Genomic DNA, 23,310 nt, shown 5'->3' on the forward strand with positions numbered 1-23,310 from the left:
CTTGTCGTCGGTCCAGACCCCACACAGTGAGCTTGTTGGCGCGTTGTATCGCGACCATCGTGGCTGGCTGCTGGCCTGGCTGCGGCGCAACGTAGCCTGCCCGAGCCGCGCCGAAGACTTGAGCCAGGACACCTTCATGCGCCTGCTGGGCCGTGACGGGCTGCGCGAACCCCGCGAGCCGCGTGCCTTTCTGGTGGCCGTCGCCAAGGGCTTGCTGTTCGACTACTTCCGCCGCGCCGCGCTGGAACAGGCCTACCTCACCGAATTGATGCTGATCCCGGAAAGCGAACACCCCTCGCCCGAAGAACAGCAACTGATCCTTGAAGACCTCAAGGCCATCGACCGCCTGCTCGGCACCCTGTCGAGCAAAGCCCGCGCCGCGTTCCTCTATAACCGCCTCGACGGCCTGGGCCATGCAGAAATTGCCCAGCGCCTGGGTGTGTCGGTGTCGCGCGTGCGCCAGTACCTGGCTCAGGGCATCCGCCAGTGCTACATCGCGCTGTATGGCGAGCCGTCGTGAGCGCGATCAGTTCCAAACCGGTGTCGGCCCGCGTGCTGGACGCCGCGATTGCCTGGCAACTGTCCCTCGACGCCGGCGACCGCAGCGTGGTGGCACAGGAAGAGTTCGCCAAGTGGCTGGCCAGCGATGAAGAACACGCCCGCGCCTGGCGCCAGTTGGGCATGCTCGACCAGCGTTTCAGTGTCGCCTCTGGCCCTGCGCGGGCGGCATTGCTGCAGTCGCGCAATAGCGTTCGCCAGCGTGTACGCAAGCTGGGCCGTGGCCTGGCGAGCATCGCGCTGGTGTGCGGCCTGGCGTTGTTTGCCGGTGAGCGGTATGTGCCGATCCACTATTGGCTGGCCGATCAGCGCACCGCCACCGGCGAGCAGCGCACGATCGAGCTGGCGGACGGCACCCGGATCAACCTCAATACCCACAGCGCCATCGACGTGCGCTTCGACGAGAAGCGTCGATTGATCGTGTTGCAGGAAGGCGAAATCCTCGTCGAAACCGGCCACAACGATGCGCGGCCGTTTTCTGTACAGACCCGCGACGGCAACCTGCGGGCGCTGGGTACGCGGTTTATCGTCAGGCGCGAAGACGACGCCACGCGCCTGAGCGTGCTGCAATCGGCCGTGGCCGCCCAGCCCCAGGCGCTGCATCAGGAGCAGATATTCAAGCAGGGCCAGCAAGTGCTGATGCGCAGCGACGGCCTGGGCCCGGTGCTTGCCGTGCCTGCGGCCAGCGACGCCTGGACGCGCGGCATGCTGGTCGTCGACAACGCCCGCCTGGGCGATGTGGTGGCGGAACTCGGCCGGTATCGCACCGGCCATCTGGGGGTGGACAGCAACGTGGCCGACCTGCGCATCACCGGCAGCTTTCCACTGCAAGACACCACCCTGGCGCTCAATGCATTGCTGCCGACACTGCCGGTGCAGATCGAGCAGCACACGCCGTGGTGGGTGACGGTCAAGGGTAAGCCTTAGGGTTTGAGGTGCCTGGTAGATCGCTATCGGGAGCAAGCCCCCTCCCACATTTAACAGCGTTCACAATTCAAAATGTGGGAGGGGGCTTGCTCCCGATGAGGCCCTCAAGCCCGCCCCAATAAAATATTTACACCCCGCCCTATCACTTTTCGATTCTCGTCCGGCACCTAGGCAATTGAGAAATATTTCCATTCAGGAGCCACCCATGTCCCGCACGCTAGATACTCTGTTGCGCCCCAGCCTGTTAGCCGTGGCGATTGCCCTCGGCGCTCCGCTGGTCAGCACCACGCTGATCGCCGCCGAACAGGCCTCCAGCGTGCGCGCCTACAACCTGGCGCCAGCGCCACTGGCAAGCACCCTGAACCAGATCGCCAGCCAGGCCGGCCTCGCCCTGACCCTCAATCCATCACTCGCCTCGGGTAAAACCTCGTCACCGGTCAAAGGCCAGTTCGATGCACAAGGTGCGCTGCGTGAGGCATTGCGTGGAACGGGGTTGCAGTTGGAGCAGAGCAGCGCGGGGACGTTTACGCTGGTGGCGGTTCCGGAGGGGGTTGTGGCGTTGCCGGAGACCAGCATTATTGGTCAGGGTAGTTATGAGAGCGCTTGGGGGCCGGCAGAAGGTTATCTGGCCAAGCGCACCGCTGCCGGCACCAAGACCGACACGGCCCTGGTCGAAGCCCCGCGCTCCATCTCCGTGGCGACCCGCGAGCAAATGCAGGATCGCAACGTGCAGAACCTCGACGACGCCGTCAAATACATGCCAGGGATCGTGTCCGCCAGCTACGGCAGCGACACCCGCTACGACTGGATGCGTGTACGCGGGTTCGAACCCACCCAGTTCCTCGACGGCCTGCCACTGCCACGCGGCGTGTACGCCAACCCAAAAGCCGAAACCTGGAACCTCGACCGCCTCGCCCTGCTGCGCGGCCCAGCCTCGTCGGTCTACGGCCAGACCCCGCCGGGCGGCTTGCTGGACATGGTCAGCCGCCGTCCCAGCGCGGAATCGAGCAGCGCTATTCAGGTGCAATACGGCAGTGACAATTACCGCCAGATCAACTTCGCCAGCACCGGCAAGATCGATGACGAAGACCAGTTTCTCTATGGCCTCAGCGGCGTGGTGCGCGATGCCGGTACCCAGGTCGATCACATCGACAACAAGCGCTACAACATCGCGCCCAGCCTGACCTGGAATATCGATACCGACACCAAGCTGACCTTTCTCTCGCAGTTCACTCGCGACGATACCGGCGCTACCAGCCAGTTCCTGCCGATTCAGGGCACCAAGATCAAATCGCCATTGGGTGATATACCCCACCATAAAAACCTGGGCGATCCGGATTACGAGTTCTACGACCGAACCTACTACGCGCTGGGTTATGCCTTCGAACACCGTTTCAATGACACCTGGCAGTTCAAGCAGAACCTGCGCTACACCAAGTCGGAACTGGCTTTCCAGCAATTGACCGTGGGCTCGTTCGCCTACTCGCCAGCGGACGCGGCCGGCAACATCAGCCGCTCATCGACCAACGTGAACGAGGACATCAGCCAGTTCGCGGTGGATAACAATTTCCAGGCGGATTTCGCCACCGGCGATATCACCCACACATTACTGCTGGGCCTGGATCACCAGCGCACCGATACCTCATACCTGTCGATTTTTGGTAGCGCCGGAACAATCAACATCTTCAACCCGATCAATACCCAGCCGGTCGTGCGACCAGCGCGCTCCACGGCGTTCTATGACTACAACCAGAAAACCGTGCAGACGGGGCTGTACGTCCAGGACCAGATGGCCCTCGACAACTGGCGCCTGACCCTGGGCGGTCGTGAAGACTGGGTGCACCAAGGCACTACGTACTTCAACAAGAACGACGCGACCAACACCGACCGTAGCAAGAACTTCAGTGGCAACGCGGCGCTGAGCTATGTGTTCGACTCGGGCTTCGTACCCTATATCTCCTACGCCGAATCGTTCCAACCGGCGAGCAACGCCAGCGTCTCTCCTACAGAGTCGTATAAGCCTACCGAGGGCAAGCAGTGGGAGTTGGGGGTCAAGTACCAGCCGCCGGGCTCGAACACACTGCTGAGTGCCGCGGTGTATGACCTCACCCAGAAGAACGTGCTGGTCACCAGCTTCCAGTCCGGTGGCGTGTCACTCACCGACCAGACCGGCGAAGTGAAGGTCAAGGGCCTGGAGCTGGAAGCCATCTCTGACGTGACCGAAAACCTCAAGGTAATCGCGGCGTATACCCTGGCCAAATCCGAAGTGCAAAAGGGTGACTTCAAAGGCAACCGCCTGCAATTGATGCCCAACCAGCAAGCCTCCCTGTGGACAGACTACACCTGGCACAGCGGGGCACTCGATGGCTTTGGCATCGGCTTTGGCGCCCGCTACACCGGCAATACCTATGGCGACCAGGCCAACACCTGGTCGGGCAAAGCCGACGCCTACACCGTCTTCGACGGCGCCGTGCACTACGACCTCGGCCGCCTGGACAACAGCCTCAAGGGCGCGTCGGTGAAAGTGAACGCGACCAACCTGTTCAACAAGGACTACATCTCCACCTGTGACGGTTCCTACTGCTACTTCGGCGACCAGCGCAGCGTCGTTGCCAGCGCCACCTACCAGTGGTAATCGGCTGAGTTAACAACCAGGCCGTCCTGAAAGGGCGGCTTTGGTGTGTCTGAAGGCTAGAAAATGAAAAGCAAAACCATCCGCCGCTGGTCCTTCATCCACATCTGGACCAGCCTGATCTGCACCGTATTCCTGCTGATGCTCGCCCTCACCGGCTTGCCGTTGGTGTTTCACCACGAGATCGACCATCTGCTGGGCAACGAACCCGAACTCAAGCAAATGCCCGCCGATACGCCGCAGCTCAACCTGGAGCAACTGGTGGCCAAGGCCCAGGCCCATCGCCCGGGCGAGGCCATGCAGTACCTGGCCTGGGATGAGGAAGACAAGAATGGCGTGATCGCGATCATGGCCGCCACGGCCGGCACCGAGCCGAATTCGTCGCATACCTTCATGCTCGATGCCCGCACCGGTGAAACGGTGGAGATGCCGTCGGCCAATGGCGGGCTGACCCTGTTCCTGCTGCGCCTGCACGTGGACATGTTCGCCGGGCTGCCCGGCAAGCTGTTGCTCGCGTTCATGGGCCTGTTGTTCGTGCTGGCGATTGTTTCGGGCACGGTGCTGTACCTGCCGTTCATGCGCCGCTTGAAATTCGCCACCGTGCGCCAGGACAAATCCACGCGCCTGCGCTGGCTCGACCTGCACAACCTGATCGGCGTGGTCACCCTGACCTGGGCATTGGTGGTGGGCGTGACCGGAGTGATCAGCGCCTGTGCCGACCTGATCATCGCCGCCTGGCGCCAGGACGCCTTGAGCGCCATGATCGAACCCTATAAAAACGCCCCGCCGCTGACCCAGCGCGCGCCGGCAACCGAGCTGCTGAGCATTGCCGCCCAGGCCGCGCCGGGCATGGAGCCAGATTTTATTGCGTTCCCCGGCACGCGCTTCTCCAGCGAACATCACTACGCCGTGTTCATGAAGGGCAGCACCCACCTCACCTCCCATCTGCTCACACCGGTATTGATCGACGCCCGCACCCTGGCCGTGACCGCCATCGCCGAACGGCCCTGGTACATGGACGCCATGGGCATGTCCCAGCCGCTGCACTTCGGTGATTACGGCGGCATGCCGATGAAGATCCTCTGGGCGGTGCTGGATGTGCTGACCATCATCGTGCTGGTCAGCGGGATCTACCTGTGGATCGTGCGGCGCAAGGCGGGCAAGGCATGAAGCCCAGGCAGTCGAGTTTCTGGAAGGTGTTTGGCATTCCGCTGGGGATCGGCCTGCTCAGCGCGGCCGGGTTGTTTGCGGCGTTGCTGGGGGACGGGTGGTGGGATTCGTTGAGCTGGGTCGGGTTGGGTATTCCGGCGGCGATTGGTGCTAGAGCATTAGTGAGGAGGCGCGGCTGAGGGCGCTATCGGGGGCAAGCCCCCTCCCACATTTTGATTTGTGAATGCCTTCAACTGTGGGAGGGGGCTTGCCCCCGATGAGGCCTTCAAATCCTGCGAAAATCCCCCTCGCCAGCCACGGCACAAGCCTCTAGTCTAGCCACAACCCATTTCGAGGAATGCCCATGTCTGCGCCCAGCATGACCTTGTTCCACAATCCCGCTTCACCGTTCGTGCGCAAAGTCCGCGTGCTGCTGATCGAGACCGGTCAACAGGACCGTGTCGCCCTGCACGCCTGCATGCCCACCCCGGTCAACCCGGACGCGGACGTGGTGCAAGGTAACCCGGTCGGCAAGATCCCCGCCCTGCGCCTGGCCGACGGCTCGGTGCTGCATGACAGCCGGGTGATCCTCGACTACTTCGACCACCAGCACGTCGGCAACCCGCTGATCCCCCGCGACGGCTCGGCGCGCTGGCGTCGCCTGACCCTGGCCTCGATGGCCGACGGGATCATGGATGCCGCCGTGCTGGTGCGCTACGAGACCGCGATGCGTCCGGTGGAGAAACACTGGGACCAGTGGCTGGACGAGCAGCGCAACAAGATACGTCGCGCACTGGCTGAGCTGGAGGCCGAAGCGATTGCCGAATTGACCAGCCACTTCGACATCGCCGCGATCAGCGTGGCCTGTGCCCTGGGCTACCTCGACTTCCGCCACCCCGACCTGCAATGGCGCACGGATAACCCCAAGCTTGCCCAGTGGTACGCCGAGGTCAGCCAGCGGGCGTCGATGCAGCAGACCCAACCACCCGTTTAACGGCACCCCTGTAGGAGCGAGCTTGCTCGCGAAAATCGTCAACGATAACGCGGGGCACTTGGTTAAACGCGGCGTTCTTGCATTCTTCGCGAGCAAGCTCGCTCCTACAGTGGACGGTGGCGTTGATGAGGAAGTTGACCATTCTGGCCTTCATTTGCTGATCTTCGCGCAATCCGATCATTGCACCGCCTCCACCTTGCGCTTGCCCACGCCATACCAGTCCAGTTTGCGCGTCAGCACCATCACCGTACCCAGCAGGCCGAACAGCAGCAGCGAGCCCATCAGCAATGCGTAATCCTCGGCACTCAGCAGCCCGTACAACAAACCGTACAACGCCGCCAACCCCACCGAAAACCCCAGGCCATGGGCCACGCTGCGCAGCACATGGCACACGTAGAAACCGATCAACACGACGCAGGCACTGGCCGATATCAGGTAAGCCATGGCAAACCCCAGATGCTCGGACAGCGACAACAGCAACAGGTAGAAGAACGCCAGCGCAACGCCCACCAACGCATACTGGATGGGGTGCACCGCCAGGTTCTTGAGCACTTCGAACAGGAAGAAGCCGGCAAAGGTCAGGGCGATGAACAACAGCGCGTATTTGATCGCGCGGTCGCTTTTGAGGTACTGGTCCACCGGGTCGATGAAGTTCACGCCGAAGCTGCGATTGTTGAAGTCGTCACAGCCTTGGCGGTCCAGGCAGGTTTGCAGGGCCTGTTCCAGGTTGGTGGAGAAAAACGAGGTCTGCCAGTGAGCGGTAAAGCCCTTGTCGGTGACGTCCCGCTGCGTCGGCAGGAAGTTGCCGATAAAGCTTGGGTGCGGCCAGTTGGAGGCGAGCGATACCTGGCTGGTCTTGCCCACCGGCACCACTTGCAGTTGTTCGGTGCCCTGCAGGCGTAGGTCGAAAGCGAAGTCCAGGGCGACGGGTTTCTTGCTGTCCTGATCGGGCAGCATCACGTGCACCCCTTCCCCCAGCCAGTCCACCTGGGAGCCAGGCGAAAACTCCAGGCGCTGCTCGCCCAGCTCCAGCTTCAACGCATTTTCGATGCCACGTATATCGCTGATGCCCACCGCCAGAAATGCCGGCTCGAAACGGTAGTCGGCGAAGTTCTCCGTGATGCCCAGTTGGGCAGGCAACTGGAAACGCCCGCTGATGCGGTTGTCGGCATGGAACAACCGCGCCTGGTAGATGCCCCGTGCGCGCAGCTCGGTCTGCACCTGGCCGTCGAGCGCGAAATGCTCCGGCAGGAAGTACAAGCGGCCACGCTCCTCACGGGTTTCTTCGTAGCGTTTGTTGAGTTTTTCATTGAGCTTCCACTCGCGCACCGTCTTGCGATAAGGCACCACCATCACCGGCCCGGTGAGGCGTTGGGCAAAGCTTGAACTTCGGGCGATGTCCATCAATACGCCGTCGCGCAGTTGTTGGCGGTCGCTGATGATGCCGTTGATCATCAGCAACGGAATCAGCAACAGCAGAATCAGTAGCGCAATCGCGCCGAGTTTGAAAAGCAGGCTGCGGTTCATGGGGCTCTCCCTGTTTTGATGAGGAGAGTCTGGGCAGCCTGTGTGGGGGATTTATGTGGGCAATGTGGAGACTGTGTGGAGATGCAGCACCACCTGCACGCCGCCAGGCACGTTGCCGATCTGCAGCGCGCCGCCATGCAGCTTCATCACTTCCTCGACAAAATTGAGGCCCAGGCCCGTGCTTTTGCGCCCGCTGGCCGGGCGTGGCAGGGAATAGAACCGCTCGCTCAGGCGCGGCAAGGCGTAATCCGGGATCGGCGCGGCCTGGTTGAACAGGCTTACTTGAACGTCGTTGTGCTGCACCTGCGCGCTGAACCGCAGCGCGCCGCCGGGCGGGGTGAAATCCAGGGCGTTGTCCAGCAGGTTGCCCAGGGCCTGGCGCAGCAGGAACGGTTCGCCAAACACCTTCACCTCGGCGCCAATGCGTTGTTCGACGCGCAGGCCGGCGCTTTCGATCCGTGCGCACTGCGCCATCAACACTTCGTCGACCAAGCCCGCCAGCGCCATACTCGTTTGCTCTTCCAGCCCCTGGCGCTGCTCCACCTGCGCCAGGTTCAACAGCCGCTCGATCAGCTGCTGCAGACGCGCGCTTTCGCTGTCGATATTGCCCACGAAGCGCTGCTGCTGTTCGCGGGTCATATCGCCCTGCAGCAACTCCGCCGCGCCGCGAATGGCCGCCAGCGGGCTTTTCAGTTCGTGGGTCAGGGTGTGCACGTAATGTTCGACATAGGCCTTGCCTTCTAACTGCGTGCGCATGTGCTCGACGGCGGTGGACAGTTGCTTGAGCTCGCCGCCCCGGTAATGAGGCAACTCGGCTCGGCGCCCTTCGCTGACGGCCTGGGCGTAGGCGGTCAAGCGCTTGAGGGCGACGCTCAGCCACCACGACAACAATGCGCCCAGCAGCAGGCCCAGAATCACCAGCCCGGCGCCGTACCACAGCAGGCGTCGCTCGGTGCGGTCGACGTAGGGCTGCAACGAGCTGTTGGGCTTGGCCACGGTGACCACGCCGATAATGCGGCCGTCGTCGCGAATCGGCGCGCCCACGTGCATCACCGATGAGTTCGGGTCATCCGCTTCGCTGCGGCTGGACCGCGCGCCATATTCGCCGCGCAGGGTCAGGTACACGTCGTTCCACTTCGAATAGTCCTGGCCCACGGCCTCACCGGCGGAGTCGAGCAATACCGTGCCCTTGGCGTCGGTGACATAGATGCGGTGGTTGACCTGATTCTTCGGCAGGCCCCAGATGACCGCCCCCGGCTGGCGATTGCCGTAGGCCTTGAGCAGCTCGGGCCAGCGGCTCTGGCCGAGGGTGCCGTTTTTCACATCATCGCGCAGGATTTCGGCGAGCAGGTTGGCGGTGTCCACCAGGGTTTCTTCGGTGGACTGGCGCACGCCCGGGCGGATTTCCTTCATTACCGTGTTGAGCACGAAATAGCCGGTCAAACCGATGAACAACGCGTACACCAGGAAGATCCGCAGCCCCAGGCGCATCAGCTATGGCTCGGGCTGTAGCTGTAACCCAGGCCGCGATGCGTCTGGATCGGTTCGGCATCGGCGGCCACGCTGCGCAGTTTGCCGCGCAGGCTTTTGATATGGGTGTCGATATTGCGCTCGTAGCCGGCGTCGGCCGGTACGCCCACAGCGTCCAGCAGTTGCTCGCGGCTGAACACCCGCTCGGGTTGTTCCAGCAGGCTTTGCAGCAGGCGAAACTCATGACGCGTCAGGCTCAGTGGCTGGCTGCGATACAGGATCTGCATGCGTTCCAGGTCGACCTGAAACACCGCAGGCGCCACAGTCGGGCCGACACGCTTGAGGATCGCCCGCACCCTGGCCGCCACTTCGCGCGGGCTGAAGGGCTTGACCACATAATCGTCGGCGCCGATTTCCAGCCCTACCACCCGGTCGATCTCGCCATCGCGCGCGCTGAGGAACATCACCGGCACTTCGCTGAACCGGCGCAGTTGCTTGCAGGTTTCAAAACCGCTGATGTCGGGCAGGCCGATGTCGAGGATGATCAGGTCGGCCGGGGTTTGGCGCTGATGCTCCAGCGCCGCCTGGCCGAGGCTCAGCCAGGTGGTGGTAAAGCCCTCGCCTTGCAGGGCAAAAATCAGCGTGTCGGCTATTGCCGCTTCGTCTTCGACAATCAGGATATGCGGCATGGGGGTCCGTCAGCAGTCCGGTTTGTCGGCAGTGTAGCGACGCGCCGGGTTTACCGCTGCACCGAATTCACGCAAGGCCTTGGCGCCGATCAGCAGCGGGTAGTTGAAACTGCTGCGGTCGGTGAGGTTGACCTCGACGGTACGCTTGACGTCACCCAGGCACATCTCCAGGTCGATCACCGGGCGCTTGGCCACGCTGGCTTCGTCCTTGTCGTCATCTTCGTCGGCGCGGCTCTTGATCTTGCTGATGCGCGAGACCTTGTGCTCGTAGACTTTGTTGTCGGCGTCCTTGCCGCCGAGACGGAAGCGCACCCAGTCATCACCATCACGGGTGAAGGTTTCGATGTCGCGGGCCGACAGCGAGGCGGTCAGCGCGCCGGTGTCCATCTTGGCCTTGAAGGTCTGGCCGATTTCCGGCAACTGAATGTATTCGTAGCGACCGTAGAGGGTCGGTTCGGCAGCCATCACGGGCACGGCGGCCATCATCGGAAAAACTAGGGCGAACGCGGCAAGGGGCAATTTCACGGCATGATTTCCTCGAAAGAAGTGACGGATTCTAGACCGCACGCACAGCACTTAGTTGGACGACCGAGCATAACCGGGCCATTGTGAAACATTCGTGCGGCCATTTGCGATTTGGCCTCTAGACTCACCTTGCTTATCATTGCCCGCCCACAGAATTCCAAGAGTTGCTTATGCGCCGCCTGCTCACCGGCTGTTTGGTCACCCTGCTGCTGTTACTTAACACACTGATCCTGATCGGCCCCTTGATGGTCTTCGCCCTGCTCAAACTGGTGGCGCCGGGTCGCTCGCGTGACTATGCGTCATGGGCGGTGATGTGGATCGCCGAGACCTGGGCCGAGATCGACAAGCTGATCTTCGCGGCGTGCATTCCCACCCAGTGGGATATTCGTGGCGGTGAGGCCCTACGCGGTGACACCTCGTACCTGGTCATCAGCAACCACCAGTCGTGGGTGGATATTCCGGCCCTGATCCAGGCGCTGAACCGGCGCACACCGTTCTTCAAGTTCTTCCTGAAAAAAGAGCTGATCTGGGTGCCCTTCCTCGGCCTGGCCTGGTGGGCGCTGGATTACCCGTTCATGAAACGCTACACCAAGGCGTTTCTGGCCAAGCACCCAGAGCTGGCCGGGCAGGACCTGAAGATCACCAAAGAGGCCTGCGAGCTGTTCAAGCGCCAACCGGTGACGGTGGTCAATTACCTTGAAGGGACGCGGTTCAGCGAGGCCAAACGCAAACAGCAGGACTCCCCTTTCAACCGGTTGCTCAAGCCGAAGGCCGGTGGCGTGGCGTTCGTATTGGCGGCGATGGGCGAGCAGTTGGACGCCATCCTCGACGTGACTGTGGTGTACCCACAGCAAAAGATTCCAGGTTTCTGGGATTTGATCAGCGGCGCGGTGCCGAAAGTGATCGTGGATATCCGCACCCGTGAACTGGATCCGGCGTTGTGGCAGGGGGATTACGAAAACGATCCGGCGTTTCGCCAGACCGTCCAGAACTGGGTCAACCAGCTCTGGAGGGAAAAAGACGCGCGCATCGAACAGCTGCGCGCGCAGCAGCCTTAGCTGCCGGTGCCCCAGGCCTGGGCCAGCTTGCCCAGTACCGAATCGCTGGCGCCCTGGCCGCCCAGGTATTGCAGGATCACCGGGGCAAACTGGCCGATCATGCCGCTGTCCATGCCCAGGGCGCTGAACGCGGTATTCAAGTCGTTGGTGTTTTTCACGTTACCCAGCAGGCCGTCCAGGCCGCTGGTCTTGCTGCCACCGGTCTGGCCGAGCATCCCGCTCAAGGCACCGAGGCTGCCCAGCGCGTTGTCGCCGGACAACTTGTCCAGCCCAGGCACGCTCTTGGCCAATTGCGAATAGTCATTGCCGCCCAACTGGTTCTTCGCCAGGCCCAGCATCGCGCCTGTGCCGCCGACGGCTTGCTCGGGGGTGATATTGAGTTGAGAGGTCAGGGCCGTCAGCAGGCCGGCGGTCTCCGATGTCGGTGCGGCCGCGGCGGCTTTGTTGTTGCCGCCCTGCATGCCGGAGATGGCATTGGCTGCATCGCCAAGGCTGAAACCTGCGGCGAACACCGGAGCCGAGGCCACGGTCAACAAGCAGGACAGGGCAAAACCGCGTGAAATCTTCATCAAGACAACCTCTGAATGTAGGAGCTAAAAAGCAGGCGTTTGACTGGCGGTCTGGAAGGATGTTCCCACCCGTACGTTAGTTCAGAAAACACTGCATCCAAATGTCCCGCCCCCACGTATATCCCACACGTGCGCCCCGGAGCTGGATGGAATGAATGCCCAAGCTGGACTACCCTCTGCCTACCGTGCGCCGTCCCGCCGCCCTCGCTCGGGGGCTTGGAGAAAGCCTATTTCCACCCACGACACTGACCCGTTGCGGCCGTTACTGGCCCAATGCGCCCTGGGCAACCGCCAAGCGTTCGAAACCCTCTATCGCGGCGTTTCACCGCGCCTGCACGGCGTGGCCTACCGTTTCATGGGGCGTTCGGACTTGGCCGAAGAAGTCCTGCAGGAAGCCTTCGTACGCATCTGGTACAACGCTTCGCGCTACGAATCGCACCTGGCCTCGCCGATGACCTGGATGGTCAACATCACGCGTAACCTGGCCATCGACCAGTTGCGCAAACACCGTGAACAACCCCTGGCCGACGGGCAGCAGGAGGCCCTGCTCGACGAGAGCCCCAGCGCCCACGACCAACTCGCCAGCGAACGCGAAGCCCACGCCTTGAAGCGCTGCCTGGACACGCTCGACGGCATGCAGCGCCAATCGATCAGCGTGGCTTACTTTCAGGGCCTGTCCTGCTCGGAGCTGGCCGACCAGTTGGCCGCGCCGCTGGGTTCGGTCAAGTCCTGGATCCGTCGTGGCATGGAACGCCTGCGCAGGTGCCTTGAATCATGAACTACCAGACCACCGCCCTGCGCCGCGCCCTCGCCGCCGATTATGCGATCGGGCTGATGCCTGCCACCGCCCGTCGGCGTTTTGACGCACTGTTGTTGGAAGATGCCGCCCTGCGCGTCGAACTCGGCCATTGGCAGGATGCGCTCGCCAGCCTGACCGGCAGCGTGCCTGAGCGGCCGGTGCCGAAGCATATCTGGGCAGGCATCAAGGCACGGATCGAACCGCAGGCGCTGCATATACCGGCGAAGAAACCGTTCTGGATGAACGTACGCCTATGGGCAGCGGTGTTCGGTATCGTTGTTGCGGTGTGGTTGGGTGTGCTGTACCAGCGCGACCCGGGTGCGCAATACAACGCCACGCTGATGGCGACCAACCAGCAACCGGCTCTGCAGATCAAAGCGTATGCCGATTACCTGCAAGTCGAACCGCTCGCACTGGCGGCGGTGGCCTCTACGCAAACCCTGGAACTGTGGGCCGTTCCGGCCGATGGCAAACCTGTGTCGCTGGGGTTGGTGCCGGTCTCAGGCGAGGGTCGCATCCCCTTGAGCAAGGCGCAGCGGGCACTGCTTTCAGCCCCCCTGACACTTGCCGTGAGCCTGGAACCGCAAGGGGGTTCGCCGACCGGCCAACCTACTGGGCCGGTGCTGTATCAAGGCCAATTGGCATCACTCTGAAGAAGATCGCCGATGATGGGCTCCGGAACCCATCGCGTCCAAGAGGGTCCATGAACTGACTACAAAATTTGTCAGGAAGAGACTGATGACTGCGATCCAACCCCAAATGATTGAGCACAAGCCTGCATTCTGGAGCCGCCCTCGCCTGTTCATCGGCGCCTGTGTCGTGGTAGTTGCCGGTATCGGTGGCGCGCTGTACACCCAGGACACCGTCAAATCCGCGGCAACACTGGTGACGACGACCCAACAGCCCGCCGCGCAAATCATGGCGCACAAGGATTACCTGGAAGTGCAGCCGATTGCCGCCACGGCTCCCGCGCCAGACCAGAGCCTGGAGCTATGGGCGATTCCCAAAGATGGCACGCCAGTGTCCCTGGGACTACTGCCGGAAGACGGCAAAGGCATCATTGGCCTCAACCCGCGCCAGCAGGAAAGCATCAGCGAGCCGGTGGAATTGATGGTGAGTTCAGAGACCAAGGGTGGCTCGCTGAGCAAGCAGCCGACCGGCCCGACCGTCTACCAGGGTGCACTGGCTACACGCTAATCCCCCAAACACCACAAATCCCCTGTGGGAGGGGGCTTGCTCCCGATAGCGGTAAGTCAGTCACCGCAACACTGACTGAACCCCCGCCATCGGGGGCAAGCCCCCTCCCACAGTTAATATTCAGTGCCTAGGTGACTTGTTCCTAGGAAATGTAAAAAGGGCGACCTACGGGTCGCCCTTTTCATTTTGCCTAAGGTTTTACGCCGCACTGAACAACTTGTGCGGATCAATCACAAACTTCTTCGGCACGCCCGCATCGAACTCGCCATAACCACGTGGCGCGTCATCCAGGCTGATGACTTGCACGCCGACGATCTCGGCAATGTTGATACGGTCCCACATGATGGCCTGCATCAGCTGGCGGTTGTACTTCATCACCGGCGTTTGCCCGGTGTGGAAGCTGTGGGATTTGGCCCAGCCCAGGCCGAAGCGAATGCTCAGGCTGCCCATCTTCGCGGCGGCATCGACGGCACCCGGATCTTCGGTAACGTAGAGGCCTGGGATACCGATCTTGCCGGCCACGCGCACCACACCCATCAGTGAGTTGAGCACGGTGGCCGGGGCTTCGGCCTTGACGCCGTCGTGGCCGTGGCCGCGTGCTTCAAAGCCCACGCAGTCGACCGCACAATCCACTTCCGGCTCGCCGAGCAGCGCGGCGATTTGTTCGTGCAGTGGGGTGTCGGTGGACAAGTCGACGATCTCGAAACCCTGGGCCTTGGCGTGGGCCAGGCGGATCGAGTTGACGTCGCCGATGATCACCACCGCCGCGCCGAGCAAGCGTGCGGAAGCGGCCGCCGCCAGACCGACCGGGCCGGCACCGGCGATGTACACCGTGCTGCCTGGGCCAACGCCGGCCGTGACGGCGCCGTGGTAGCCGGTCGGAAGGATGTCGGAGAGGCAGGTCAGGTCGCGGATTTTCTCCATGGCCTTGTCGCGGTCCGGCAGTTTGAGCAGGTTGAAGTCGGCGTACGGCACCAGCACGTATTCGGCCTGGCCACCGGTCCAGTCGCCCATGTCGACGTAGCCGTAGGCGCCACCGGCACGGGCCGGGTTGACGGTCAGGCAGACGCCGGTGTGTTGTTCCTTGCACGAACGGCAGCGGCCGCAGGCCACGTTGAAAGGAACAGAGACCAGGTCGCCGATTTTCAGGTTCTCGACGTCGCTGCCCTTCTCGATCACTTCGCCGGTGATTTCATGCCCCAGTACTAGGCCGGTCTGGGCGGTGGTACGGCCGCGCACCATGTGTTGGTCGGAGCCGCAGATGTTGGTGGAGACCACGCGCAGGATGACGCCGTGCTCGATCTTCCTGCCACGGGGGTCCTGCATTTTGGGATAGTCGATTTTCTGTACTTCGACCTTGCCGTTGCCGAGATACACGACACCACGATTACCAGACATGCTTTCACCTCGCTGTTGTTGTTATGGAACTGCGTTGCCGCTTGGGTGGGCAGCGCGTTGAGTGCTCGGGTACAGATGCTGTTTCTTGTGTTGCTTGTAAGGGCCTCATCGGGGGCAAGCCCCCTCCCACATTGGAATGCGTTCCCCTGTGGGAGGGGGCTTGCTCCCGATGGCGTCAGTCAGAGCACCACCGTCCGATTGGCATTCAAAAACACCCGCCGCTCAATGTGATACCCCACCGCCCGCGCCAATGTCAGCCCTTCGATATCGCGCCCCTTGGCAATCAAATCCTCGGGGTAATGGCTGTGGTCCACCACCTCAACACCCTGGGCGATGATCGGCCCTTCATCCAGATCGTTGTTGATGTAATGCGCCGTGGCGCCGACCAGTTTCACGCCCTTGTTGTACGCCTGGTGATACGGCTTGGCGCCCTTGAACCCCGGCAGCAACGAGTGATGAATGTTGATCGCCTTGCCATCCAGCTTGCGGCACAGCTCGGGTGACAGCACCTGCATATAGCGCGCAAGAATCACCAGTTCGGCACCGGTGTCTTCCACCACTTGCCACACTTGGCGTTCCTGGGACGGTTTGTCGTTGGGGTCCAGCGGGAAATGGTAGTAGGGAATCTGGTGCCAGTCGGCCAGGGGTTTCAAATCGGGGTGGTTGGACACCACCGCGACCACGTCCATCGACAATTGACCGATACGCTGGCGATACAGCAAGTCATTCAGGCAGTGATCGGCCTTGGACACCATGATCACCACTTTGGGCCGGTAGTTCGGCGCCGTCAGCTCGAAGATCATGCCAAAGGCTTCGCCGCGCGTGGCCAGACCGTCGCGAAAGGCTTGTTCGTCAAAGCCGTCCGGCTGACGAAATTCCACGCGGATAAAAAACCGGCCCGAGAGACGGTCATCGAACGAGTGGTGCTCGGTGACGTAGCAACCCTGCTCGAACAGGTAGCGGGTGACCGCGTCCACCGTGCCGAGCACGCTGGGGCAGTCGGCGGTCAAAATCCATGTATCGGGTGCGCGGCTCATAGCGGGTGACTCCTCAAACTACTGTAGGAGCGAGCTTGCTCGCGAAAAACGTTAACGATAACGTGCCCATCCTGAATGAACGCGGCGCCCTTGAGTTCTTCGCGAGCAAGCTCGCGCCTACAGAGATCATTGGACGCTCAGACCAAACTCGGCCGAGGCGTCCTGCAACCACAACCACCAGTAATCCGAGAAGCTGCGACGGATCAGCAGCTCCCAGGTGTCTTCTGCGGTGTGGCGGATCACCAACTGCGACTTGGCGAACACCGTACCCACCGCCTTGCCCACCGGGAAGTTGTTGGGGTGCACGTCGTAGCTGGTGGACTTCATCAGCACATCGCGCACGTTCGGGCCGCTGAGTTCGAGAATCTGCTGGCCGCCGCTGACGTTGACGATCTGGATATGCAGGTCGCCCAGCGCCGCGCGCAGGTTTTGCTCGGCGGCGAACTCTTCGCCGCCTGGCACGATCAACAGCCACTCGTCCGGGCCGAGCCATTGCAGGCTGGTTTCACCTTTGACGATCACGCTCAAGGCGCCAGGCAGTTCCATGCCCAGGGCCTTGTGCACGCCGGCGGCGAACGCGGCATCGTGGCCGTCACCCCGAATAGTCAGGTGGCCGAGGAGCTTCTTTTCACGCACGGTCACACCGGCATTCTTGCGGCCCTTGCCGACCAGGCTGGCGAGGTCGGCATGATGCAGCGACGACTCGGCCTTGGCGCCGGTGGTGGGGCGTTGTTGGTACACGTTGGCTGCTGTCATAAAGCACCTGTCTGAATTCTGTTGTGAGGCTGATGGCCTCATCGGGGGCAAGCCCCCTCCCACAGGGGAATGCATTTCAAATGTGGGAGGGGCGGTGCGACGATTCGACTTGCCCCCGATGCAGGCGACTCGGTCTATCAGATGTTCTGGCGTTCACCTTTCGGGTCAAAGAACACCGAAGACACAATCTCCGCCTCGATCACGCTGCCATCGGCCTGCGGCGAAAACACCCGCTCGCCGATGCGCTTCAAGCCGCCCTTCACCACGCCCATGGCAAACGAATAGCCGAGGGAGTTGTGCGCATAGCTGGAGGTGACGTGGCCGACCATCTTCATCGGGATCGTCTGTTTCGGATCAAACACCAACTGCGCGCCTTCCGGCAGCCATACCGTCGGATCGATCGGCTTGAGGCCCACCAGTTGCTTGCGCTCTTCACGCACGCAGTCTTCACGGTTCATCCCGCGCCAGCCGATCCACGAGAACGGTTTGGTACGGCCAACGCACCAGCCCATGTTCAGGTCGTCCGGGGTCATCGAGCCGTCGGTGTCCTGGCCGACAATGATGAAGCCCTTCTCGGCACGCAGTACGTGCATGGTTTCGGTGCCGTACGGGGTCAGGTTGTACTGCTTGCCGGCCTCGACAATCTTTTCCAGCACACCCATGGCGTAGTCGGCCTGCACGTTGACTTCATACGACAGCTCGCCGGTAAACGAGATCCGGAACACCCGCGCCGGTACGCCGCCTACCAGGCCTTCCTTCCAGGTCATGAACGGGAAGCCGTCCTTGTCCAGGTCGATGTCGGTGACTTCGCTCAGCAGCTTGCGGCTGTTGGGGCCAGACAACGTCATGGTCGCCCAGTGGTCGGTGACCGAGGTGAAGTACACCTTGAGGTCCGGCCATTCGGTCTGCTGGTAGATTTCCAGCCACTGCAGCACACGTGCCGCGCCGCCGGTGGTGGTGGTCATCAGGAAGTGGTTGTCGGCGAGACAGGCGGTGACGCCGTCGTCGAAGACCATGCCGTCTTCCTTGCACATCAGGCCGTAGCGCGCCTTGCCCACGTCGAGCTTGGTCCAGGCGTTGCTGTAGATGCGGTTGAGGAATTCACGTGCATCCGGGCCCTGAATATCGATCTTGCCGAGGGTGGACGCATCCAGCAGACCGACGCTGTCGCGCACCGCCAGGCACTCGCGTTTTACCGCGGCGTGCAAGTCTTCACCGTTGCGCGGGAAATACCATGGGCGTTTCCACTGGCCGACGTCTTCGAATTCGGCGCCGTTCTTCACGTGCCAGGCTTGCAGCGCGGTGTAGCGCACCGGTTCGAAGATGTGCCCACAGTGACGGCCCGCTACCGCACCGAAGGTAACCGGCGTGTAGTTGGGACGGAACATGGTGGTGCCCATCTGCGGGATGGTCACGTTCAGCGAACGGGCGGCAATGGCCAGGCCGTTGACGTTACCCAGCTTGCCCTGATCGGTACCGAAGCCCAGCGCGGTGTAGCGCTTGACGTGCTCCACCGACTCGAAACCTTCGCGGGTGGCCAGTTCGATGGCGGCGGCGGTGACGTCGTTTTGCAGGTCGACAAATTGCTTCGGCGCCCGTGCGGTGACTTTCTCGTGAGGCACCTGAAACAGCGCCAGCGTCGGTTCTTCCAGGCGGCTCAAGGCTTTTGGCAGCGTACCTTCCACCGGGGCGAAACCGGCTTCGCTGGCTGCGCGCACGCCGCCTTCGAAACCATCGGCCAGGGAATCACCCAGGCCGTAGACGCCGTTGATACCGCCCACACACACGCGTTTCTGCGGCGCTTCGCCCGGCACGAAACCGAGGATGTCTTCCCGCCAGGTCGGCTTGCCGCCCAGGTGCGAGGCCAAGTGCACCACCGGGCTGTAGCCGCCGGAGCTGGCGACCAGGTCGCAATCGAGCCACTCGCCGGGGCTCACCACTTTGTGCGCTTTCACGTCGATGGCGGCGATGCGTGCAGCGGTCACATGCTTGCTGCCACGAGCCTCGATCACGGCGCTGCCGGTGAGGATGCGGATGCCTTTGGCGCGAGCTTCTTCCACCAGCGCGCCGCGCGGGTTGTGGCGCGCATCGGCCACGGCGATCACTTGCAGGCCGGCGTCGAACCAGTCCAGGGCCACGCGATAGGCGTGGTCGTTGTTGGTCGACAGCACCAGCTTTTTACCCGGTGCCACGCCGTAGCGGCGTACGTAAGTCGACACCGCGCCGGCGAGCATGTTGCCCGGCACGTCGTTGTTGCCGTACACCAGCGGACGCTCGCACGCGCCGGTGGCCAACACCACGCGCTTGGCGCGCACACGGTGGATACGCTGACGCACCACGCCGATGGGGGCACGGTCGCCGAGGTGATCGGTGAGGCGCTCGTGAATGGTCAGGAAGTTATGGTCGTGGTAACCGTTGACGGTAGCGCGGGGCAGCAGCACCACGTCCGGCAGAGCTTTCAACTCGGCAATCACGCTGGCGACCCATTCGGTGGCCGGCTTGCCGTCGAGGCTTTCGCGCGAATCGAGCAGCGAACCGCCGAACTCTTCCTGCTCATCGGCGATGATCACACGGGCGCCGCTGCGCGCAGCCGCCAGTGCAGCAGCGAGGCCGGCCGGGCCTGCGCCGACTACCAGCACATCGCAGTGACGGTTGAAGTTGTCGTAGGTGTCCGGGTCATTCTCGGTGGGCGAACGGCCAAGGCCAGCCGCCTTGCGGATGTACTTCTCGTACGTCATCCAGAACGACTGCGGGTACATGAAGGTTTTGTAGTAGAAACCCGGCGGCATCAGCTTGCCGCCGACCTTGCCGAGAATGCCCATCATGTCATTGTTGACGTTCGGCCAGCCGTTGGTGCTGGTGGCGACCAAACCCTGGTACAGCGCCTGTTGGGTGGCGCGCACGTTGGGGATCTGGGTGGCTTCGGTGGCGCCGATCTGCAGCACTGCGTTGGGTTCTTCAGCGCCGGCGGCAAAGATGCCGCGAGGCCGCGAATACTTGAAGCTGCGGCCAATGATGTCGACGCCGTTGGCCAGCAAGGCGGCGGCCAGGGTGTCGCCTTCGAAGCCTTTGTAGCTCTGGCCGTTGAAGCTGAAGGTCAGCACTTTGTTACGGTCGATGCGGCCACCGTTGGACAGGCGATTGATCTGGCTCATACCTTCTCTCCAGAGGCCTTGGCGGTGAACTGAGGCTTCTCACCGATCTTGTAGGTTTCAAGAATTTCGTAGGTGACGGTGTCGCGGGTGGCGTTGAAGTACTGGCGGCAACCGGCAGCGTGAATCCACAGTTCGTGGTGCAGGCCACGGGGGTTATCGCGAAAGAACATGTAGTCGCCCCACTGTTCATCGGTGCAGGCATTCGGGTCCAGCGGGCGCGGGATGTGCGCTTGGCCGGAGGCGTGGAATTCCTCTTCGGAGCGCAGTTCGCCACAGTGAGGACAGAAGATATGCAACATAGGGAATTTCTCCTGTTAGTGGGCGACGGCCGCAGCGCCGTGTTCGTCGATCAGCGCACCGTTGTGGAAACGGTCGATGGAAAAAGGTGCGGCCAGCGGGTGCATTTCACCCTTGGCCAGGCTGGCGGCAAACACGTTGCCTGAGCCCGGCGTGGCCTTGAAGCCACCGGTGCCCCAACCGCAGTTGAAGAACATGTTCGGCACCGGGGTCTTGGAGATGATAGGGCAGGCGTCGGGGGTGGTGTCGACGATGCCGCCCCACTGGCGGTTCATGCGCACGCGGGACAACACCGGGAACATCTCGACGATCGCCTGGATGGTGTGCTCGATCACCGGGTACGAGCCACGCTGGCCGTAGCCGTTGTAGCCGTCGATACCGGCGCCGATCACCAGGTCGCCCTTGTCGGACTGGCTGATGTAGCCGTGCACGGCGTTGGACATGATCACGCTGTCGATAATCGGCTTGATCGGCTCCGACACCAACGCTTGCAGCGGGTGGGATTCGATCGGCAGACGGAAACCGGCCAGCGAGGCCATGTGCCCGGAGTTACCGGCCGTCACTACACCGACGCGCTTGGCGCCGATAAAGCCTTTGTTGGTTTCCACGCCGATGCACACGCCGTTTTCCTTACGGAAGCCGATCACCTCGGTCTGCTGGATCAAGTCCACGCCCAGTGCATCAGCCGCGCGAGCAAAGCCCCAGGCCACGGCATCGTGACGGGCCACGCCGCCGCGACGTTGCACGGTGGCGCCGAGTACCGGGTAGCGCGTGTTTTTCGAGCAGTCCAGGTAGGGAATTTCGTCGGCCACCTGCTTGGCGTTGAGCAGCTCGCCGTCCACGCCGTTGAGGCGGTTGGCGCTGACGCGGCGCTCGGAGTCGCGGATGTCCTGCAGGGTGTGGCACAGGTTGTACACGCCGCGCTGGGAGAACATCACGTTGTAGTTCAGGTCCTGGGACAGACCTTCCCAGAGTTTCATCGCGTGTTCGTACAGGTGCGCCGACTCGTCCCACAGGTAGTTGGAACGCACGATGGTGGTGTTGCGCGCCGTGTTACCGCCGCCCAGCCAGCCTTTCTCGACCACGGCCACGTTGGTGATGCCGTGCTCCTTGGCCAGGTAGTAGGCGGTCGCCAGACCATGCCCGCCGCCGCCGACGATCACCACGTCGTAGACCTTTTTCGGGGTCGGCGTGCGCCACATCTTCTGCCAGTTTTCGTGATGGCTGAGGGAGTGCTTGAAGAGGCCGAAGCCTGAGTAGCGTTGCATAGTCATTACTCCAAAACCGCGCTCAGCGATAAACCGGGAAATCAGCGCACAGGGCAGACACGTGCTTGGCCACGTTGGCCTCGACATCGGCGTCGCCGAGGTTGTCGAGGATGTCGCAGATCCAGCCGGCCAGCTCGATGCATTGCGGCACTTTGAAGCCACGCGTGGTCACAGCCGGGGTGCCGATGCGCAGGCCCGAGGTCACGAACGGCGACTGCGGGTCATTGGGTACCGCATTCTTGTTGACGGTGATGTGGGCGCGCCCCAAGGCGGCGTCCGCCTCTTTGCCGGTCAGGCCCTGACGGATCAGGCTGACCAGGAACAGGTGGTTGTCGGTGCCACCGGAAACCACATCGTAGCCGCGCTTGATGAACACTTCGGCCATGGCCTGAGCGTTGTCGATCACTTGCTGCTGGTAGGCCTTGAAGCCGGGCTCCAGCGCTTCCTTGAAGCACACCGCCTTACCGGCGATCACATGCATCAGCGGGCCGCCCTGGGCGCCGGGGAATACGGCGGCGTTGAGTTTCTTTTCGATGGCTTCGTTGGCCTTGGCCAGGATCAGGCCACCGCGTGGACCGCGCAGGGTCTTGTGGGTGGTGGTGGTGACCACGTCCGCGTAGGGCAGTGGGTTCGGGTACAGACCGGCAGCCACCAGGCCGGCGACGTGGGCCATGTCGACGAACAGCAGCGCGCCCACCTTGTCGGCGATCTGACGGAAGCGTGGGAAATCCAGAGTCTTGGAATAGGCAGAGAAACCGGCCACCACCATCTTCGGCTGGTGCTCCACGGCCAGGCGCTCGACTTCGTCGTAGTCGATCAGGCCGGTGTCGGTGTTGATGCCGTATTGCACCGCGTTGTACAGCTTGCCCGAGGACGACACTTTGGCGCCGTGGGTCAGGTGGCCGCCGTGCGCCAGGCTCATGCCCAGAATGGTGTCGCCTGCATTGATCAGCGCCAGGTACACCGCGCTGTTGGCGGACGAACCGGAGTGCGGCTGCACGTTGGCGTAATCGGCGCCGAACAGCTGCTTGGCGCGCTCGATGGCCAGGGCCTCGACCTTGTCCACGTGCTCGCAGCCACCGTAGTAGCGCTTGCCCGGGTAGCCTTCGGCGTATTTGTTGGTCAGGCCGCTGCCTTGAGCTTCCATGACGCGCTTGCTGGTGTAGTTCTCCGACGCGATCAGCTCGATATGATCTTCCTGGCGCTCCTCCTCGGCATTCATCGCCGCCAGCAGTGCGTCGTCATATCCCTGGATCTGGTCTTGTTTGCTGAACATCGCGTCTCTCCCAGCCTTTCGTATTGTTG

At 62.4% G+C, this 23,310-nt stretch carries 22 protein-coding genes and 1 pseudogene; 11 read left to right on the plus strand and 12 right to left on the minus strand.

Going from position 1 to position 23,310, the window contains the following annotated elements; translation table 11 throughout:
• Position 1 precedes the first annotated feature (1 nt).
• The 7 genes and pseudogenes from QF045_RS00470 to QF045_RS00500 form a co-directional block, all read left to right on the plus strand.
• On the plus strand, positions 2–520 hold the full coding sequence (locus QF045_RS00470; RefSeq protein ID WP_306490624.1) for an RNA polymerase sigma factor: 519 nt from the start codon (positions 2–4) through the stop codon (positions 518–520).
• On the plus strand, positions 517–1,485 hold the full coding sequence (locus QF045_RS00475; protein ID WP_306490625.1) for a FecR domain-containing protein: 969 nt from the start codon (positions 517–519) through the stop codon (positions 1,483–1,485). Before QF045_RS00470 ends, QF045_RS00475 begins: the two co-directional genes overlap by 4 nt.
• Before the next feature lie 205 nt (positions 1,486–1,690).
• Complete coding sequence (locus QF045_RS00480) at positions 1,691–4,120, plus strand: TonB-dependent siderophore receptor (protein ID WP_306490626.1); 2,430 nt, start codon at positions 1,691–1,693, stop codon at positions 4,118–4,120.
• Positions 4,121–4,183: 63 nt separating this feature from the next.
• On the plus strand, positions 4,184–5,287 hold the full coding sequence (locus tag QF045_RS00485; RefSeq protein WP_306490627.1) for a PepSY domain-containing protein: 1,104 nt from the start codon (positions 4,184–4,186) through the stop codon (positions 5,285–5,287).
• Positions 5,284–5,466, plus strand: a complete 183-nt coding sequence (locus tag QF045_RS00490) for a hypothetical protein (protein ID WP_306490628.1) — start codon at positions 5,284–5,286, stop codon at positions 5,464–5,466. Before QF045_RS00485 ends, QF045_RS00490 begins: the two co-directional genes overlap by 4 nt.
• 164 nt (positions 5,467–5,630) lie before the next feature.
• Positions 5,631–6,260: a glutathione S-transferase N-terminal domain-containing protein gene (locus tag QF045_RS00495; protein ID WP_306490629.1), complete on the plus strand. Its 630-nt coding sequence runs from the start codon at positions 5,631–5,633 to the stop codon at positions 6,258–6,260.
• 22 nt (positions 6,261–6,282) lie between these two features.
• A pseudogene (locus tag QF045_RS00500) lies at positions 6,283–6,372 on the plus strand (outer membrane lipoprotein carrier protein LolA); the annotation flags it as partial.
• Between the two features lie 65 nt (positions 6,373–6,437).
• Here QF045_RS00500 and creD read toward each other — a convergent pair.
• From creD to QF045_RS00520, 4 genes are read right to left on the minus strand one after another with little or no spacing between them, the layout of a single operon-like run.
• Complete coding sequence (creD, locus tag QF045_RS00505; RefSeq protein ID WP_306490630.1) at positions 6,438–7,787, minus strand: cell envelope integrity protein CreD; 1,350 nt, start codon at positions 7,785–7,787, stop codon at positions 6,438–6,440.
• Between the two features lie 51 nt (positions 7,788–7,838).
• The gene (gene creC / locus QF045_RS00510; RefSeq protein ID WP_306490631.1) at positions 7,839–9,278 is read right to left on the minus strand and encodes a two-component system sensor histidine kinase CreC; all 1,440 of its coding nucleotides are present in this window, start codon (positions 9,276–9,278) and stop codon (positions 7,839–7,841) included.
• A complete protein-coding gene (gene creB / locus QF045_RS00515) occupies positions 9,278–9,946 on the minus strand; it encodes a two-component system response regulator CreB (RefSeq protein ID WP_306490632.1) in 669 nt (222 codons plus the stop codon). Before creB ends, creC begins: the two co-directional genes overlap by 1 nt.
• A gap of 9 nt (positions 9,947–9,955) precedes the next feature.
• Complete coding sequence (locus QF045_RS00520; protein ID WP_373424381.1) at positions 9,956–10,471, minus strand: ATP-dependent zinc protease; 516 nt, start codon at positions 10,469–10,471, stop codon at positions 9,956–9,958.
• Positions 10,472–10,641: 170 nt separating this feature from the next.
• Here QF045_RS00520 and QF045_RS00525 point away from each other — a divergent pair, with 170 nt between their 5' ends.
• Positions 10,642–11,529, plus strand: a complete 888-nt coding sequence (locus tag QF045_RS00525) for an acyltransferase (RefSeq protein ID WP_306490633.1) — start codon at positions 10,642–10,644, stop codon at positions 11,527–11,529.
• Here QF045_RS00525 and QF045_RS00530 read toward each other — a convergent pair.
• Positions 11,526–12,098 carry a DUF2780 domain-containing protein gene (locus QF045_RS00530; protein WP_306490634.1) on the minus strand — a complete coding sequence of 191 codons (573 nt, stop codon included), beginning with the start codon at positions 12,096–12,098 and terminating at the stop codon, positions 11,526–11,528. The two genes, QF045_RS00525 and QF045_RS00530, sit on opposite strands and share 4 nt — an antisense overlap.
• A 151-nt stretch (positions 12,099–12,249) precedes the next feature.
• Between QF045_RS00530 and QF045_RS00535 the strand changes: the two genes are divergently transcribed.
• The 3 genes from QF045_RS00535 (at position 12,250) to QF045_RS00545 (ending at position 14,094) form a co-directional block, all read left to right on the plus strand.
• The gene (locus QF045_RS00535) at positions 12,250–12,876 is read left to right on the plus strand and encodes an RNA polymerase sigma factor (protein WP_306490635.1); all 627 of its coding nucleotides are present in this window, start codon (positions 12,250–12,252) and stop codon (positions 12,874–12,876) included.
• Positions 12,873–13,550 (plus strand): anti-sigma factor domain-containing protein, encoded by a 678-nt coding sequence (locus QF045_RS00540; protein ID WP_306490636.1) that lies wholly within the window; start codon positions 12,873–12,875, stop codon positions 13,548–13,550. Before QF045_RS00535 ends, QF045_RS00540 begins: the two co-directional genes overlap by 4 nt.
• Before the next feature lie 85 nt (positions 13,551–13,635).
• Entirely contained in the window at positions 13,636–14,094 is a 459-nt protein-coding gene (locus QF045_RS00545) for an anti-sigma factor domain-containing protein (RefSeq protein WP_306490637.1), read from the plus strand.
• Between the two features lie 198 nt (positions 14,095–14,292).
• Here the strand turns inward: QF045_RS00545 and fdhA are convergent, their stop codons facing one another.
• The 7 genes from fdhA to glyA form a co-directional block, all read right to left on the minus strand.
• A complete protein-coding gene (gene fdhA, locus QF045_RS00550) occupies positions 14,293–15,492 on the minus strand; it encodes a formaldehyde dehydrogenase, glutathione-independent (RefSeq protein ID WP_005792122.1) in 1,200 nt (399 codons plus the stop codon).
• A 179-nt stretch (positions 15,493–15,671) separates the two neighbouring features.
• A complete protein-coding gene (gene purU / locus QF045_RS00555) occupies positions 15,672–16,529 on the minus strand; it encodes a formyltetrahydrofolate deformylase (RefSeq protein ID WP_005792124.1) in 858 nt (285 codons plus the stop codon).
• A 126-nt stretch (positions 16,530–16,655) separates the two neighbouring features.
• Positions 16,656–17,285 (minus strand): sarcosine oxidase subunit gamma, encoded by a 630-nt coding sequence (locus QF045_RS00560; protein WP_306490638.1) that lies wholly within the window; start codon positions 17,283–17,285, stop codon positions 16,656–16,658.
• 137 nt (positions 17,286–17,422) lie between these two features.
• Positions 17,423–20,440, minus strand: coding sequence for a sarcosine oxidase subunit alpha (locus QF045_RS00565; RefSeq protein WP_306490639.1), 3,018 nt, complete (start codon positions 20,438–20,440; stop codon positions 17,423–17,425).
• Positions 20,437–20,739, minus strand: a complete 303-nt coding sequence (locus tag QF045_RS00570; protein WP_003194855.1) for a sarcosine oxidase subunit delta — start codon at positions 20,737–20,739, stop codon at positions 20,437–20,439. The genes QF045_RS00565 and QF045_RS00570 overlap by 4 nt, the downstream gene beginning before the upstream one ends.
• A 15-nt stretch (positions 20,740–20,754) precedes the next feature.
• Positions 20,755–22,005 (minus strand): sarcosine oxidase subunit beta, encoded by a 1,251-nt coding sequence (locus QF045_RS00575; protein WP_010207084.1) that lies wholly within the window; start codon positions 22,003–22,005, stop codon positions 20,755–20,757.
• A 22-nt stretch (positions 22,006–22,027) separates the two neighbouring features.
• A complete protein-coding gene (gene glyA, locus QF045_RS00580; protein ID WP_306490640.1) occupies positions 22,028–23,281 on the minus strand; it encodes a serine hydroxymethyltransferase in 1,254 nt (417 codons plus the stop codon).
• Positions 23,282–23,310: the final 29 nt, after the last annotated feature.

Origin of the sequence: Pseudomonas sp. W4I3, from assembly GCF_030816195.1 — a bacterium.
Taxonomy (GTDB): domain Bacteria; phylum Pseudomonadota; class Gammaproteobacteria; order Pseudomonadales; family Pseudomonadaceae; genus Aquipseudomonas.